Genomic DNA, 14,437 nt, shown 5'->3' with positions numbered 1-14,437 from the left:
CCGCTGCAAGGGCGCTGTATGCGCCGAGCGACTATCACTGTAAGATCGATGGCAGGCTACGCCGTCGGCCAAAACCGGCCACTCCGTGTCCGCGTGACTTCACGCTTCAGGAGGCCGGCGACGCATTAAGAGCTGCTATCCGGGCTCGGCGAATTTCCCGGCAGTGGGTTAACGGTTTTCCGAGGCACATCTGGCACAAGATCGGCATGGTTTGGTACGAAGCTACCACGAATACGGGAACTGCCGGGACTTATCACGCGTACCCCATAGAGGTCAGCGGCCTGCCGCCTGGTTTGCAGAATGAGTGAGTTCAAAATCACAACGTCCTGGTCGCCGACCGGCGGAAGGAACGAGGTGGACATGACCTTCTGCAACCTCATGATTGAGGTGGGGAACAAGGTCGTCACCGAGTTCATCGACGGCCGCGACAACGTAGTGCCGCAGCTCCAAATTCCTGCCTATTACCTTGCCGAATGGATGGCCGAGAATTGGTGGGCTCTGCTGTGGGAGCCCCGCAAGAGTGAAGAAGACAATTCCCAAAGCACCAGCCCGACGTTCAATGCTCGTCATTCTTTGCTGTCTGGGCAACACGGATTTGCTCTTCCGCGCCTCTTGTTCCTTCCTCAGGGCGGCTCCGTTTACATCACTGCCAGCGGAAGAGACGTTGAGCTGGCCGGTGTCAGATTCCGGAATACCGCATCAACAACATTGAAGAGAGACGCCGTCGAACAGGTATTGCGCGACTTCGTCGCGAAAGTTGTGGCGCGATTAGAAGCGGCGAGCATCAAGGGGACGTTCTTACAGGATGCATGGATCCAAATCATCGATACCGATGAAGAAGAGGCCCAGTTCTGTCGTTGTGCGGGCGCTCTCGGTCTCTCTCCCTATGATGTCGACGACGCGATCGCCGACTTAATCGAACGGCTACAGCCGGTGTTAGGCGATCGGTTACTTATGGACCTTTGTCTCAGTTCGACCCCTCAAACATTCAAATCAGTCGCGGCGCTCGCTGAGGAAGCGGCCTTGCTCACCAAGAACGCGGCGACTTCCACGCTTTCACCGCTCGAAACAGTACGGCTGCCGGCCGACAATCTTTCCGTGCATGCCTACCGCCGCGGCGTCCAGGCCGCCGATCTCATCAGGCGGCGGCTCGGCATTAAGGACACGGACCCCGCCGGGGCGACGAAGGTGTTTGATATGTTGCGCGTCGACACTTCGATCAGAGGCGAACCGCGACGGCGGACTGACGAGGAAATATCTATTACCGGCGCAGTGGTGCGCGACGATTCCGATATGCGAGTTGCGCTATTGCAGGAAACCCAACCGAAGCGTCGATTCGCCGCCGCACGCGCCGTTTTCTCGGGCTGGTCAGCCGAACCACATGAGAGCCGCCTTCTCACTTCCGCCGTCACGCGCGACCAGCAAGCCAATCGTGCGTTTGCCGCCGAGTTGACCGCCCCTAAAGCGTTACTTCGGAAAAGAGCATCAAAGAATTTTCTGTCGCAGAGCGCGGTCTATGAACTAGCTGGCGAACTCATGATCGGACCGGACGTCGTTGCCAAGAACGCCGAGAACAATGGCATAGAAACCGCTTGGCCGCGAAGCGGACCTTAGATGCTCTAGCGGGCGATCACTCAGAAAACAAAAGCCCGGCGCTTGGCCGGGCCTCTATGATGTGAGCGGCCACCTCTCACCTGCGTCCTTGAAGCTGCTCCAGCTCCTTCTGCGCTGCCGCGCGGCGATCGTCGATCCACTTCGCGAGGTCGGCGAGGTGGATGCCCCGTGTTGTCTTCGCGCTGCCCTCGATCCGGACAACCGGGATGTCGAGGCTCCCGTTCGTAGCCTTCCGCGCGAATTCGTTCGGCGTCAGGTGCTGGAAGTAGTCTCGGCACAAGAGTTCGAGCGGGATCACCATGCCGTTATACTGCGCCATCAGCAGTAACGCGGTGTTCATCAGGCCGCGATCTCCGCCGGCAAGATCGGCCTCAACAGATCGCGGAGATCGCAATCACCCCTCAGCCACCCCATAGCCAGCGAATTTACTTGCAGAATTCGCGAGCTTCGGATGGATTGGCGAGGAGTACCTCGCGCATCTTCTTTTTGAAGGTGGCGTGCCAGTTTGCGATCACCGCAGCCGGCGCCTCTACGGTCGCGTCGCGCAGGTACATCTGCACTTCTTCGTCCATGTCTGGCTTGCCGCAAATCTCCGTCCGCAGCTGGTATCGAGCTGCCAGATACAATCCGGTCGGCGCCGTGCTCATGCCCTGCTTCCAAAGATACTGCTTGATCGCGTCCGTCTCCTTGTCGAGGAGCGGAGTTGTCATCTCTGCGAACGCCACCGAGGGCAAAGCCGCGATCACTGCCGCGACAAGCAAATTCCCAAACTTCAACTTGTTTTCCTTTCCCTTAGTTCGCCCGCAGGAATTGCAATTTTATCGAATGGTGTCCAGAGGATCATCCTGCATAGCATCGGCATGCTCCTCACTCCTCAAGAACGCGGTAGACCGAGGCGCGACCAATCTTGAGAGCCTTGGCGATGGCCGACGCCCCCATGCCTTCAGCCTTGAGGGCCTCCACTTTCGCAGGGTCGATAATGGCCTTGCGCCCTAGATACACACCGCGTGCCTTGGCGTCCGCAATGCCCTCTAACTGCCGCTCTTTGCGGAGGTTGGTCTCGAATTCTGCGAACACACCGAGCATGTCCAAGAAGCACTTGCCCGCTGCCGTGCTGGTGTCAATCGGTTGCTCGTAGCCCGCAGGGAGGCACCACGGGCTTTCATGGCGCGCACAATGTCCTGCAGGTCACCAATGCTGCGCGCGAGACGGTCGATGCGTGTCACCATCAGCACGTCGCCGGAGCGTAGGAAGTCAAGCACGGTGCGCAGCTCCTCGCGGCGGGTGGTAGTGGTGCCCGTTCGCTTCTCAGAGCGGATCAGGTCACAGCCCGCCGCGCGCAACGCGGTCTCTTGGATGGTTAGGTCTTGATCGATGGTGGAGACGCGAGCGTATGCCTCTGTGTTTCGTTAGGCTTTAGACCGTGAGACGGTGGTGTCTCATAATTTCAAAGTCAATCCTATTGAGACATGTTCTGCGTCTCAGGGGCCTGTCTCGTGAGGGTAAACCCCATTGAGATGTGGACATCAGAGAGGATTTGGAAGATTTGCGCCATCTTAATTGGCGTGGCCGCTGAATGAACCGAAGGTGTGGTCGCGCGTCTCGATGCCGTCCTTCCCGTGTCCCTTGAAGCCGGCAGGCCCGAAGTAATCCTCGTTCGCGCCGCCTCGTTGCGTCTGCGGGCAAGATCGCAACATCCGTTGCGATGTTCGCAACGCGCGACATAGTCGTGGCCGGGGCTTGGGGAATGGTGGCATTTATGACGCAACTGTGGATTATAGGATGCGCCCCCTTGCGATCGACCTCGCCACCTACGATCCTATCGACACGCACGTTGGCGATGACCTGCTTCGCGTGGCTGCATGTTTCGAAACGTTACGTAACGTTACCTGCACGCCTTAGGGGTATCTGTTGTTACGCAATGGGTCTCTCTCGGTTGGCGATTCCAAAACTGGCATCGCGGGTAGTCGACGGGCGGAATACGGAGTTGTTCGATGACGAAGAAATTCGCACGTCGGGCGCGCCTTATTCGGGTGACCCTGCAGGTCTTGACTGCCGTTCTACGGTTGGCCAAGGCTGTGCTTGAGATCCTGGATAAGGTCGCCAACTGCGATGCTCGAAAACTTCAAGGAACGCTATACGTCTCGCGGTAAACACATTTTCGTCCCGAACGCGGAATGCGATCGACGAGGGGATACGCTCCTCAAATTTGCCGCTGAAATCGAGTTGCCTCACTATTTCTTCCACTACCGCAGCGGCGGACATGTGGCGGCGCTCCACGAGCACCGAACCAATCGATATTTCTTCCGCATCGACCTCAAAAACTTCTTCTATTCGATCTCTCGAAACAGGGTGGCGCACATGCTGCGTCAACTGGGCTTTCACTCAGCGCGGGATTATGCGGCCTGGTCTACCGTACGCAATCCGTACGAGGGCGGGCCGAAATACGTTCTGCCGATCGGGTTCAAGCAGTCCCCGCTCCTAGCTAGTCTGGCGCTGTGGCGGTCGGCAATTGCCTCGTCGATCGAGGAGGCGATGGACCGGGGCGTCCTGGTCTCGGTTTACTTTGACGACCTGATCGGCTCGGCGGCGGACGCACATGAGTTGCGCATCACCTATCAGGGCATTCTCGAAGCCTGCACACAAGCAAATCTGGCTGCAAATCCGGCGAAGCTGATCGAGCCAGCGGAGGCAATTATCGCATTCAATTGCCACCTGACCTACGGGAAAACCAGCGTCACCGACGAGCGGATGCAAAAGTTCATGGATGAGGCCCGGGGTCCCAATGCGGAAGCCTCATTCATCGCCTATTGTGCTCGGGTGCAGCGGAACAACCAATCCGTCGGGCCTAGTTGAATCCAAATCCGCCAGCGGTGGAACGCGCTGACGATGGGACGTTCTAAACAGAAAAGAGCCCCTCGTTTCCGAGAGGCTCCTTCCGTCGATCAGAACAATTGTGAGAGCAGAGCGATCATCGAAGCCAGATGCAAGTTGCATCCAATACCAAGACGAAAGGTCTTCCAACTTGGTTGGCTGGCTTCGAGAGTGAGTAACACCGTCATGGTGTCCTCCTTCTCTCGCGCGGGGTCCTAACTTAGCCGACATCGCGCGTTAAGCCAGCAGTGGCAGAGATTTTTGGGAGTTTAAATAGCCACCCGGTGCCCCTACACGCTTCGGCTACCTCAGTGTCGGGGCACAACATAACGCCCGTTCTAGTTGCCGCAAGGTGTGAATACACAATTCTTTCCGATTGACGTCCTCCGAATCAGCGTCGCGGCAATACAGGTCGGCAAGACGAGGCCTCATAGTGCCTTGAATCTTGTAGTGTCCTAATTAGCTCTTGTGGATCAACGAGGTGCTCAATGACTGACCAGGCATACGCAGAGAATGTTTCAGCGTGGCGTGAAGCCAGGGACAAGATGCGCCCAGGCTCCAAAGAGTGGGAAGAAGCCGACGCCGAGCTAAAGAAGGCTGAGGCCGAATTGTACAAGCACCGGAAATGAGAAGGGCCGCCGCCAAAGCGGCCCAACCTGTAGACGGCATTTCGAACGCCTCGTTGCGCTCGCTCCGCCGCCATCGCACGGGTCGATGCCACAGGCCGTTGTGCATCACGCTCGGCTGCGCGACGCAAGTCTTTTGACCATCGGGTTAGCCATCGCTTCCGTTGCGAAGTTTGGCACGGGCAATCCGGTCCGCCAGCCCCTCGACCCCGCTCATCGCAACCTGATCCTGGAACGCGTTCACGCCGACATGCTTGCCGATCAACTCCAGCCGGCGCAGTCGATCGCTCAGCCTGATTTTCTTGACGTGTCCGACCTGCCGACGATCCTCGCCTGAACCTTCATACAGCGCGTCGATCTCCACACCGGCAACGAGGCCTTGCCGCCAAATTTCCGGCCATTCCTCTATTGGCTTGAGGTTGTTGTTCTCGTCGTACAGATCGGCAAGGTCAGCCTCAGCCTCTTCGAAAAGGCGACGCAACAGGTAGTCCGCGTCAACTTGCGTCCGTTCCGACCGTGCGAGCTTGGCCGCATCGATCGCGGCAATAACATCGGGATGGGCTAAAAGGCGCGGACCTTGCTTGTCTGCGGTTCCCTTGGAATAGCCCGCGCGGATCGCGGCTTGCGTCGCGTTGAGATCGAGCAAGTAGCTTTCAACAAATCGTTGCTGTTTTGCGGTCAATGCCATAATGCGATCTGTGGCACGCGAATAGTTGCCGCCACCAACCGCACTACTGCATTTCCCTACATCTCTACCGAAGGGCCATAATTACCAGTGAAGCGAAGCCTGCCATGCTTGAAGGAGCGCAGCGACGCAAGCCGCAGCGGCTGCTGTGGCGTTCCATCGACCCTGCAACGCAGATGTCCGCCAAACATCTACGCCGTCAACCACTAGCTGGTTGTCACCCGGCTCATCTCCGATGGTCTCTCGAAAGTCGACGATCTTGCCCCCTTGCTTGGGCACATTGATTTTTACAGTCGCCGCCAGGAACCACGCTGCCCCAGCAATGATGGAGAAGCCAACGACACCAGCGGTGAGAAAGTGTTCGAGTGTCATTTTTGAAAGGACCATTTCTTACGTGAGGTGAGATCGAGGGCGATGAGGTTTCGGAGGTTTCTGAGGTTTGTTTCAGTCGCCTCCTAGGCATTGTCATGTATGCACGGGTATATAACCATCTCTACTGACAATTTCCGCGTTAGGGTTGAGAGAAACCTCGGAAACCTCACAAACCTCAAGAGGATGGAATTCCAAATTTGTTTGGGTGCTGACAACAAAAAAACCCGGCCAAGGCCGGGTCTGTTGAGGCTATGCGGGTCGCTCACCACCGAACTTCAGTCTGGCTTTGGCCCTGCCAAACAGCACCGTTGGCGATCAGCTCGATTGATCGCCCTCCGACGATCGTGCCGCGATACCGCGCGAGATACCGACCGAAGGTCTTCGTGGCGAACACACCATTCCTGCCCACAAAGCCGGCGAACACCTCTCGCAGCTCGGGGCTCTCGGAGACGTTGTGTGCGATTTCGCGGACCGTGAACCTGCCGGTCGGCAGACCTTCCATGATCTCAGCCAGTTCCGCCTTCTCGGGATCCTCTGCGCGCATCGCATCGACATCCCCTCGGCAGTCGCCCATTCCCATCCAGATCAGCGCCGAACGCACCGTGTCAGACCAATCCTCGAACGATCCCGTGGGCGCTGCCTGACTTGGAGCACCGGCAGCGAGGTAAGCCCGGACGATCGTCAGCGCGGCGGCGACGAGTTCCGCGCGCTTCCGTAATGCGAGGCCTGCCGCATGCCGATCAAAACGGCGCTCGTCAGGCCGCTCGCACTTGGCGTCGAGCCGGATACGAACGGCGCGGCGATTTAGATCGCCGTGGACCGAGAGATTGTTACCAGTCGCGCAGATGAGAGCCGTGGAAGGAATGCGTACATTCTTGGACGCGCCGAGCACTCGGACTTGAACTTTCTCTTGAATGAGCAACTGGCAAAGCTGATCGCTGCGCAGGATATGCGTTACGTTGTCGATGCCGATAATCTGATCGCCAGCAAGTGCGGCTGCGCCGATCCGCTTCTCGAGTTCGGCCTCATCTTGGGTAGGCGTGACGACTGCGGCCTTGCGGTCCGTTGCCAGTATGGCGGCGATGTCTACCAGGAGGCTTTTTCCTGTCCCGGCGGCCGGCGCGGTTACGGTGAACATCGGAACCGTTTTGAGGCTCGGACGCATGACGCTAGTGATGAGCAGCGCCAAGGCAGCAGCGCGGTCGGAGTTATCGACGAAAGGAAACCCCGCGATTGGCTCTGCTTAGACATCGAGCGCCTTTATGGCATCGCGTTTAGACGGGTTTTCAGGAACCTGCCTCCAGATGCGATCTCCGACCAGCAAGAGGCCAGTGGCCTTGTCGTATCCAGGCGCGCTGAGCACCGTTCCGTCATGCCGCAGCGTCGGCGCGCTGATGATGGCCCGCAGGCGCGCCACGGTCCAGCCATGGCCCTTACTCGCGAGGATCATGCGAGCGATTTACGTGGGGCAATCGCACGGCACAAACTTGCCGGCGCGCGCATCCCATTTCGCAAATGTGGCATGGCGCTAAGCGTCTCGACCAAGGCAACATCAGAAACGTTGCGATGATAACCGTTACGTCGGGGCGATCGACATTCTCGCCCTGCTTTGCGATTGTGAGTGTCCGCGTCGGCATGCTGTACGTGACAGCTCGCACAAGATCATCGCCATGTGCGTAGATGCCGAGCGCAGGATTCGAAAGCACCGCCATTGCCCGGTCAACAGCTTCGTGAATATCCCATAGATCGGCTCGCCCTTTAGACGGTCGCCCTGAACATCAGGGACGGGCGCGGCTGGTGCGACCGGACCGGCAGGTGCTGCGGACTTCTCCGCTGGCGGCGCGGGCGGCGACCACGGACGAACCGTGTCCCGCATGAACCCGTCAAGGCGGTCCTTGTCCCATCCGCCGTCAACCGCGTCAGCGGCGTCCCAGCCTTTCGGCGGATTGTCCCGCATGACATCCATGACGCGGTGCAGGCGAGCGCGACCAGGATGGCCGCAATCTCATTCGCAGTCGCAAGGCCCGGCGCGTCGGCATCCGGCCAAATCACGATGTTGCGCCCAGCCAGCGGCGTCCAATCGGTATGCTTGACGCCTTGCGTTCGGCCCGCCCAGGACACCACGGCCCTACCCGTCTCGCGGGCGAGCGCGTCGCGGCACTTCTCGTCCTCAACGACTATTGCCTGTCTCGCACCTCCGGCGTTTCCAACCCGTAGAGCGGGAGGGCATCAACGGCATTCATCTGAGATCACCGAAACCTGCGAGGTATCGCCGGAAGTTCCTACGGCGTTCTGCAAATACGCGGTCGAGCACGTCATACCTGCGGTAGACCACTTCTCCCAAACCGAGACGTCGGACTATGGATGGTCGAGACTCCCGTACAGAAATCGCAGCTTCTTGGGCTTGTGGCAGAGCAGCGCGTTCGATGTTCGCTACAGCCAGGATTTCCACCGAGCCATCCGGCCGCTTGCAACACAGCGGGTGATACTTCCGGTCAAACAGTAGCGCCCCGCCCCATTCATTGATCCAGCAATATAGGAAGAAAACCCAGCGATGAATTCGATGAAGGCGCTTTGCTTTGTCGGCTATGTGCGGATCGATTACGTCGAACGGATCAAGATCGATATCAGCGACAGTCCAATCTGTCGGAGGAACGTGAGCGTTCCTCGTGTGCCCTTACATCTTGTAAAAGCGGGACCATTGGTTTATAGATCGCAAGGCCAATCACGATCTAAACGCGGTGCCGCCCCCAGGAGAAATCTTCGGAGCGTTTTCTTTCCCCGAGCGTGACGGATTAGGCGGCAACTTGGCGCGCAGCTTTCGCGCGCTGCATCAAGCCCAAAATCTCAGATTTCGGCCAACGCGACAACTTGCACAGCTTGATCGGTTTCGGCGCGCGCCCACCGGCGATCCAGCGCCAGAAAGTCGTAACTAGACACACCGAACAAGCTTGCGCATTCCGGGGCGGTAAGCATGGGATCGCTAGTTTCATCGACCATTTCCATAGGCTCCCTGTTCCAATGGGAATTCGAACGCGAAAGCACGCTCATCCTGACCAAGCAAGTAGTCCTTGCTCAGATAGTCCTCTGGCACCCACATCCTGTCGTAGTGAAGACCTGCCGCGTTTTCGATGCATCGATCAATGACGCGATCGACTTTGGCGGCAATTGGAAGCTCGTTTCCTGAGGCAGAAACGATCCGCGTCAGACTTCCTTCAATAGCCGGGATGAGCGCGGAAATGCTTGAAGCGCGATATCCGCTGTAGAAGGCGAGGAACGCCTCCCGCGCCAGGGGCAAATCTCTTGCAGGCTGCGTGCCTGAGGCAAGATCTGTGCGATACAAATGGCCTCGAAAGGCACTGTGTACAAAGTGGATGTATGATAGTTGAAGAGCTCGATAGCTCGCTCGCGCGTACAGTTTCTTGCAGCGCCAAGGATCTTTCTTGCCTCTCCCATGGGAATCCAGAACGGAGAGAATCACTCCATTTTTTCCCACAATGCCGCGTTTGCCTCCGCTGCTTGCCGGCGCACCTCCCAATTCGGATCACCTGTCGCCCCAATTTTCGGGAAGCATGCCTTGACGCCCCCGACGTCGAGCACGACGGCCGGAGTCGTTGCGAAATTGCCCACCTCGCGCTCCTCCACGCTTGTCACGTCGAGGTCGCGCTCGATAGCCCATCGTCTGTTCGGGCGCTAAAGCGGCAAGCGATGGCCCATTGCAGGCTCGGTTCCAAATGGCTTGGAAGTGACGATCGAGATCCGACATTGTCAGCGCTTCCCGAGCTGAAGCATTCATACATTGGCAATTCTGGGGGAGAATCTGCCTTTAGCCAAGTAGAGTACGTTCGGCAGCAGCAAGCTCCTCGCTGTTATCTGTCGGCGGGCGAGAGTGGATTCAGTTGTCGACTGTCACAACGATTGTAGTGACCTAGACGCGAGGCATGCCGCTTCACTGACGCCGGTCTGGCGCTGCTGCTGGCGATAATCATCATCGGCCCGCCGATCATCGCGGTCCGGCAATGCCGGCGCCGGCGACGCCGACGGCGATCATGGCGGCGATAATCGCGGTGTCGAACCCGACGCCGACGATGATTATGCTGGTGCTGGTGCCGCGAGGCGCTGGTCTATTTGCCATGCCCCCCAAAACTAGGTCCCCTTCAGGAGACGTTCGCAGGCCTGTGCTCGAGCGATCAACCGGTCGGCCAAGCGCCCGATGATGGCATTGTCCAAGCCTTCTTTTTGGGCCCGCGCACGCGCCGCAGTGATGAAATCCGGAAGTTGCTCGGCCATCTGAATTAGTGCTGCACGCATCTTGTCGGCATCAAGCCGCGTTTCGCGCGCAAACTTCTGCCATTGGCGAAGGCCGATTTGGCTGAGTTTGTATTCGCCGCCGATTTTCATCGCGAGCTTAATCTTATGGGCATCGACATCGTCATAAGGAAGGATGCTGGCTATGTCATAGAGCGGTGCGAGCCTGACATGCGGGCCGCTAGCCAAGAGAAGCGAGTAGTTTTTGGCATGAGCATCGGTTCCCGCAATGAGCCAATTAAAGGCAAGTGCGCCGATGAATGTATCAACATCGGTCCCACGGTCCGTCGAGTAGGTGCGCAAGAGCTCGATCACATCGGCGGGCGTAGGCCCACCTTCGTTCTGATATTTCTTGGTAGGCAAGATGCCCAATGCCTGACAGATGTCTTCCTGGTGGACCCGGATGATGTTGTTCCCGCTCACTTGGCGGTCATAGCGCTCGACAACGATTGCAATTTCGTCCGCGAATCGCATCACCTTCGTATCGGCGGCGGGTAGCCCAAGCTCGCGTGCGAGCTGCAGGCAGATATGCTCATTCTCGGCGTGACCATCGAAATGGCCCGTCGGCGGTTTGAGGATATGGGTGGTCGGAATGCGCCCGGACGGAATGCCCCATCGGTTCTTCTGCAGAACAAGGGCCGTCTTCGGCTGGGCGCCAGCAAGGCTGAATTGGCCGGTATCGCGCGGCAGACGCCAGGCGGCGTGGTCCTCGCGTAAAGCTTGGAGCCGCTTTGCTAGTTCCGGCTCGTCCAGCCATTCGACCTTGTCGTCCTTGCCGGTTTTCAGAGCCTCCAGCCGATCGGGCGTGATGAACTGGATGGCTCCTGCGCAATCTTCGCCGACGTGAGAGATAAGGGCAAAGACATTGCGGGCCGAGACCTGAAATTTCTTGGCCCAGCGATCGAGTACACGTTCATTGTCCGGCAGAAGTCCCCAAAGGAACGCCTGCACGACGTGAGGACCATGTTCTTCAGCAGCGAGCGGCATCGAGAGTGAGAGGGGGTAAGCCCCACGTGTGCCGCGCCAGTCGCTTTTATAGACAAAGGTTAGTCGCCCGCGCGCATCATTGTGCACGCGGCCTACTTCATTGCCGTCCAGGAGCGCGACAAGTTCGTTCGTCATGCTTTGCCCTTTTTGGCTTTGGTGAGGATGGCATTGATATCGACAGCGGATTTGGCCGAACCACGGCTGGTGGTCGTCTCGTCGCTTGCGTCCAAGGGAATGCCGAGAGCGTCGAGCGCGCGGAGCACAAGAGCCAACTCCGCGCGGGGATGGCCGTGCTCGATATCGATCACCCATTGACGGCTCACGCCAATGCGCTTGGCCAGTGTCAACTGGTCGAGCTTGAGACGCTTGCGTCTGTCGCGAATAACGGCGCCGAGGTCGGCAGGTGTGCGGATGAGCATGGGGCAATCCAAATGTCAGCGGTCGCTTACATTAGCATATGTCAGCGATCGCTGACAGCCAAAAATGTCGCCATTCGCCAACATTTTCGCATGTCAGCGATCGCTGACATATCAATGCCCAAATACCAATCTTTTCAAAGCCCTAAGCACCAATCAGCCTATCGTTCACACCGAAGCTGTAGCTCCAGTCCCAATCCTTTTATCTCAAGAATGTAGCAGGAGACGGCATCTTCCGGCCGACCCGGCGCTTTGGGCGCATGCATTCTTCTCCGTCGCCAGCTGAGGCGCGGGTCCTTGCAGTTCTTCGATGGGGAGAACTCGGGAAGCGCCCGCTCCTTCCCCCAGATCTTGTTGCCGGCGCGGCGCGGATTGGCCCTGAAATGCTCATTCCTTTCCTCACAAGTACCTGTCGATTGCTGCCTTTCCTGGCCTGTTTGAAGTGAGCGTCGCCACCGAGCAACATGCGCTCGAGCTCCACCGACGAAGACACCGTCTGAGCCGCTAACATCGAACGAAACGCGATCCTGATGAAGTAATCGTCCTCACGATAGCGAGAGAATGCAGACACAGGAGCGAGAGGGTCGAATACTCATCATCGTTCAGACCGAAGGCATCGTAGGCGGTCTAGATGAAACGCACGTTGTTGCGGAGCTCCGGCGCCGAAAAGATCGTGGCAGGATATCCAGGGCGCTCGTTGAAATCTTCAAGGATGATTATCTGAAGAAAGAACTCCGGTTCCGCTGAGGCACCGCTCTACTCACCGCGGCCGTGGCTACATTGCGGTAGAATGCCGTAGTTCGAGACCGTACGCCAAAGCGATTGACGAACAGTTATAAGGTTGCGAGCGCGGCAGTTAGAGTCTCGGGGTTTTGTACGCCAAGTGGCGCGGGTGGAGCAACGGACGATCGGCGGAGCTGGTCGGGGTTGCGCAGCCGATCGTCCGTTGCGGTGAGGTGGGCGGCGTAGGCCGCGGGGGTCAGGTATTTCTGCGACGAGTGGGACACTGGAGATTGTAGTCGGCGACCCAATTGGCGATCTTGGCGCGGGCGTCATCGAGATCGAAGAACAGGGTCTCGTTGAGCAGCTCATCGCGCATCCGGCCATTGAAGCCCTCGACGAAGCCGTTCTGCATCGGCTTTCCCGGTGCGATGAGGTGCCAATCGATGGCTGCGTCCTTGCACCAAGCGAGGATGGCGTTGCAGGTGAACTCGGTGCCATGGTCGGACACGATCATTCCTGGCTTGCCGCGTCGCTCGACGATTGCCGTCAGTTCGCGGGCCGCGCGCCGCCCCGAGATCGACGTCTCCGGAATGGCGCCCAGGCATTCTTTGGTGAGGTCGTCGACGATGTTGAGGATGCGGAAGCGTCGGCCATTGGCGAACTGGTCGTGGACGAAGTCCAGCGACCAGCGCGCGTTCGGCCTCGCCTCGACCAGGATCGGGGCACGGGTCCCCACGGCCTTGCGGCGAGCGCGCCGCTTGCGGACGGTGAGCCCTTCCTCGCGATACAGCCGATAGATCCGGTTGATTCCCGATGGCTCGCCCTCCCGCCGCAGCAGGACGAACAACCGGCGATAGCCGAAACGCCGCCGCTCGTTGGCGAGATCGCGCAATCGGCCACGCAGAACTGCGTCCGGGGAGCGGTTGGAGCGATAGCGGATCATCTTCCGATCCGCCCCGACGATCGAGCAGACCCGCCGTTCCGACAGGCTCATGACGGCCTGTAGATGCGCGACCGCAGCGCGCTTGGCGGCGGGCCCTACCATTTTTTTGAAAGCAGCTCGCTAAGGGCGGCCGCGTTGAGCATCTGCTCGGCTAGAAGCTTCTTCAGCTTCGCGTTCTCCTCTTTCGGCCGCTTCGCCTCGGAAACGTCCATGCCGCCGAATTTGGCCTTCCAATTGTAAATCGTCGTCTCGGAAACACCGTGCTTGCGAGCCAGGTCGGCTGTCTTCGCCCCAGCCTCATGCTCCTTAATACCGCGATAATCTGCCTGTCCGTCCTTCTTCGGGCCGGACTCTAACTCCTTCTGGAGGAAATACGCGGTGGCAGGTCAGATCTGGTAAAGCCCGGGAAAGCACCTCAGCCTACAACGAACCGTCCCCAAGTTGTTGGAGATGCGAGAAAGCAGCTGTCCTGCACGCAATGTTTCTTACTTGCTCCACGCGATGACTCGTGCCTAAATAGTTGGGCTCACAAACTGATGGGGCCTCCACACTTAGATGATGGGGACCGTTTGTGATTCCCAAAATTGAAGTCGACCTAAAGTCTCGAAGGATTATAGCTTCAGGCAAAGAAGCCCTTGACGTAGTCCGTTGGCCACTACGCATTGCGATAGTCCTAGTCGCGTTCGTGCCGATTGCATGGGCGATCGTGTTGTCCCTTCTGCGGTTGTTGAATTAGCTGCCGTCGAATAAGCGAGCCGTCACACTTGGGTCGCGCTGCCTGGGACTATTGCCGACCTAGGCCCCTATTACCTACTGCTCGGTTCCAGCTTTGAGGCGTCTGTCACTGTTGCTGGCGCCAGCAGAGCACCGTAGTCGTCCTCGCATGGGC

Annotated in this window: 14 protein-coding genes and 2 pseudogenes; 3 read left to right on the top strand and 13 right to left on the bottom strand. The window is 58.4% G+C overall.

Going from position 1 to position 14,437, the window contains the following annotated elements; translation table 11 throughout:
* Positions 1-300: 300 nt before the first annotated feature.
* On the top strand, positions 301-1,614 hold the full coding sequence (locus XH85_RS11210; protein ID WP_128931933.1) for a hypothetical protein: 1,314 nt from the start codon (positions 301-303) through the stop codon (positions 1,612-1,614).
* A 76-nt stretch (positions 1,615-1,690) separates the two neighbouring features.
* On the opposite strand, the gene XH85_RS11205 is transcribed toward XH85_RS11210, so the two are convergent.
* From XH85_RS11205 to XH85_RS11195, 3 genes and pseudogenes are all read right to left on the bottom strand, one after another.
* Positions 1,691-1,954: a pyocin activator PrtN family protein gene (locus XH85_RS11205; RefSeq protein ID WP_128931932.1), complete on the bottom strand. Its 264-nt coding sequence runs from the start codon at positions 1,952-1,954 to the stop codon at positions 1,691-1,693.
* 85 nt (positions 1,955-2,039) lie between these two features.
* Positions 2,040-2,324 (bottom strand): hypothetical protein, encoded by a 285-nt coding sequence (locus XH85_RS11200; RefSeq protein ID WP_128931931.1) that lies wholly within the window; start codon positions 2,322-2,324, stop codon positions 2,040-2,042.
* Between the two features lie 157 nt (positions 2,325-2,481).
* Positions 2,482-2,990, bottom strand: a pseudogene (locus XH85_RS11195) (recombinase family protein).
* Positions 2,991-3,726: 736 nt separating this feature from the next.
* Between XH85_RS11195 and XH85_RS11190 the strand changes: the two are divergent.
* Positions 3,727-4,470 carry a reverse transcriptase domain-containing protein gene (locus XH85_RS11190; protein ID WP_128931930.1) on the top strand — a complete coding sequence of 248 codons (744 nt, stop codon included), beginning with the start codon at positions 3,727-3,729 and terminating at the stop codon, positions 4,468-4,470.
* A 506-nt stretch (positions 4,471-4,976) separates the two neighbouring features.
* Complete coding sequence (locus XH85_RS44905) at positions 4,977-5,117, top strand: hypothetical protein (RefSeq protein WP_164940735.1); 141 nt, start codon at positions 4,977-4,979, stop codon at positions 5,115-5,117.
* Between the two features lie 145 nt (positions 5,118-5,262).
* Here XH85_RS44905 and XH85_RS11185 read toward each other — a convergent pair whose 3' ends face one another.
* The 10 genes and pseudogenes from XH85_RS11185 to XH85_RS11135 all read right to left on the bottom strand — a co-directional run bounded on the left by XH85_RS11185 (position 5,263) and on the right by XH85_RS11135 (position 13,870).
* Positions 5,263-5,802: a terminase small subunit gene (locus XH85_RS11185; RefSeq protein WP_128931929.1), complete on the bottom strand. Its 540-nt coding sequence runs from the start codon at positions 5,800-5,802 to the stop codon at positions 5,263-5,265.
* A gap of 81 nt (positions 5,803-5,883) precedes the next feature.
* Positions 5,884-6,171, bottom strand: a complete 288-nt coding sequence (locus XH85_RS11180; RefSeq protein WP_128931928.1) for a hypothetical protein — start codon at positions 6,169-6,171, stop codon at positions 5,884-5,886.
* Between the two features lie 262 nt (positions 6,172-6,433).
* A complete protein-coding gene (locus XH85_RS11175) occupies positions 6,434-7,360 on the bottom strand; it encodes a hypothetical protein (RefSeq protein ID WP_128931927.1) in 927 nt (308 codons plus the stop codon).
* 54 nt (positions 7,361-7,414) lie between these two features.
* Positions 7,415-7,621, bottom strand: coding sequence for a hypothetical protein (locus XH85_RS11170; protein ID WP_128931926.1), 207 nt, complete (start codon positions 7,619-7,621; stop codon positions 7,415-7,417).
* Positions 7,622-9,018: 1,397 nt separating this feature from the next.
* Positions 9,019-9,171 (bottom strand): hypothetical protein, encoded by a 153-nt coding sequence (locus XH85_RS11165; RefSeq protein ID WP_245473981.1) that lies wholly within the window; start codon positions 9,169-9,171, stop codon positions 9,019-9,021.
* The gene (locus XH85_RS11160) at positions 9,161-9,514 is read right to left on the bottom strand and encodes a hypothetical protein (RefSeq protein WP_128931924.1); all 354 of its coding nucleotides are present in this window, start codon (positions 9,512-9,514) and stop codon (positions 9,161-9,163) included. The genes XH85_RS11165 and XH85_RS11160 overlap by 11 nt, the downstream gene beginning before the upstream one ends.
* Before the next feature lie 660 nt (positions 9,515-10,174).
* On the bottom strand, positions 10,175-10,306 hold the full coding sequence (locus XH85_RS47250) for a hypothetical protein (RefSeq protein ID WP_276486055.1): 132 nt from the start codon (positions 10,304-10,306) through the stop codon (positions 10,175-10,177).
* An 11-nt stretch (positions 10,307-10,317) separates the two neighbouring features.
* Positions 10,318-11,601, bottom strand: a complete 1,284-nt coding sequence (locus XH85_RS11155; protein WP_128931923.1) for a type II toxin-antitoxin system HipA family toxin — start codon at positions 11,599-11,601, stop codon at positions 10,318-10,320.
* Entirely contained in the window at positions 11,598-11,885 is a 288-nt protein-coding gene (locus tag XH85_RS11150) for a type II toxin-antitoxin system Y4mF family antitoxin (RefSeq protein ID WP_128931922.1), read from the bottom strand. Before XH85_RS11150 ends, XH85_RS11155 begins: the two co-directional genes overlap by 4 nt.
* An 830-nt stretch (positions 11,886-12,715) precedes the next feature.
* Positions 12,716-13,870, bottom strand: a pseudogene (locus XH85_RS11135) (IS3 family transposase).
* Positions 13,871-14,437: the final 567 nt, after the last annotated feature.

It is taken from the genome of Bradyrhizobium zhanjiangense (assembly GCF_004114935.1).
In the GTDB taxonomy this organism is placed as follows: Bacteria; Pseudomonadota; Alphaproteobacteria; order Rhizobiales; family Xanthobacteraceae; genus Bradyrhizobium; species Bradyrhizobium zhanjiangense.
This window is presented reverse-complemented; position numbering and strand designations above follow the sequence as displayed.